Genomic DNA, 1,607 nt, shown 5'->3' with positions numbered 1-1,607 from the left:
CCGCGCCTCGGCGTCGGTCATCTGGGCGTAGCTGATGATGATCACCAGGTCTCCGGGGTGGACCAGGTGGGCGGCGGCCCCGTTGATGCCGATCACCCCGGATCCGCGCTCACCCTCGATGACGTACGTCTCCAGCCGCGCCCCGTTGGTGATGTCGACGATGTGGACGAGTTCGCCGGGCAGCAGATCGGCCGCGTCGAGCAGGTCCGCGTCGATGGTCACCGATCCCACGTAGTGCAGGTCGGCCTGGGTGACGGTGGCGCGGTGGATCTTGGACTTGAACATGGTACGAAGCACGGAGAAACTCCCGGTCGTGTCTGCTCCCTGCCTGCGTTTTTGCAGGTCAAGGGCTGTTCTCACACCCTGCACCGATGCGTGTGCTCGGGTGGCTCTCCTCGGTTCTCAGGACTTGCGCCGACCATGTGCCGGCTCTTCCGACGTACGTCGGNNCGTCACGGCGAGCCGGAGACCATGGTGACCGTCACCGGCTCGTTTCCTGCGGATGACGTCGCCCTCGGCGTCATGCCCTGGTTCACGGCCGGCTTGGCCGTGCCGAGCACCGCACCCCTGCCGTCGCTGAGGGTGCCAGTCGACGATCATGTCCTTCGGACAGGAACCGGACCGCTCGTAGGTCCAGTGGCCCGGTTGCCCGATCGAGCAGGTTTCGGCGCCGGCCTGTGCGGCAGTGAGCGTGGTGGCGGAGGACTCCGTACGACTCCTGGTGCCCGTGGCAGGGGCCNNGGCCCCTGCGCGTCCCTGCTTCGCGTCAGGCGGGACGCTGACGCACTTCTCCTCGCCAAAACCCGCCTTGACCGTTGACTTCTGTGACGTCACCTCCGTTTCTCCCAAGCCGGCTTGGCCGATCTTCGCCGACCACGCCCTCGCAGTCCCGTCCGGCTGCTCAGCGGCCGATGCCGTGCCGGAGAGGACGGCAAGTGAAGCGGCGGCCGTCATGGAGACCGCCGCCGCGAGCATTCGTCTTGCGTGCCCTCCATCAACTTCCCTTCGTCCAAAGACGTTCACGGCGTTGCAGCGCCCCCTGCACGGGCAGCGGTGATCGGGTGCGAGAGGGCCTCCGCCCCGAACGGCGTCGAACGGTGGAGCCGGTGCCCTTCTCTGCTTCTTCCCCCGTGCACCGGAGCGACAGCAGCGTCACCTGCTTCTTCGGCGTTGCCCCCTGAAACCTCGCTCCCGACCCGCGTGACATCGCGAGCCGAGGAGGCACACAGCGGGCGGCACAGGCGCATCAGCAAGTTGACGGGGCTTGCGAAGGGATGGGGCTAGGGTCGCAGCATGCGTCCGATGCCGTCGTCCGACATGGTCAGCCTGATCTCGTTCCTCGCCGTTCTGCTGATCTTCTTCAGCATCGATGTGCGCTCGAGGGACTCGGCAGCCTCGAAGCCGTGGCACGCGCGCCTCTTCGAGTGGGCCTCCCGGATCGGCGGGATCGCCACCGCCCTCGCCCTGGCCCTGGGGTGGGTGGACCTTTTCCTCCCCGACGAGAGCAGTCCGATCCATGTGGCGTTCGTGGCCGTTCCCGGGTCCGTGGCAGTGCTGTGCGCGATCGCGCTGGGACTGGAGATGCTCTGGCAACGATGGGAGGCACC

The 1,607-nt window shown here is 67.4% G+C and carries 2 protein-coding genes; one reads left to right on the top strand and one right to left on the bottom strand.

Annotation, left to right across the window (positions count from 1 at the left end; translation table 11 throughout):
• Positions 1-297, bottom strand: a 297-nt coding sequence (gene panD / locus CCN35_RS25045) for an aspartate 1-decarboxylase (protein ID WP_086794430.1), incomplete at its 3' end; no start/stop codon positions are given.
• A gap of 996 nt (positions 298-1,293) precedes the next feature.
• Between panD and CCN35_RS25040 the strand changes: the two genes are divergently transcribed.
• Positions 1,294-1,607: hypothetical protein (locus CCN35_RS25040; RefSeq protein ID WP_086794429.1), on the top strand; the 314-nt coding region annotated here is incomplete at its 3' end.

Source organism: Streptomyces thermovulgaris, assembly GCF_002155915.1.
GTDB classification, from domain to species: Bacteria; Actinomycetota; Actinomycetes; order Streptomycetales; family Streptomycetaceae; genus Streptomyces; species Streptomyces thermovulgaris.
Note: the sequence above shows the minus strand (reverse complement) of the source record. Positions and strands in the feature narration are given on the sequence as shown.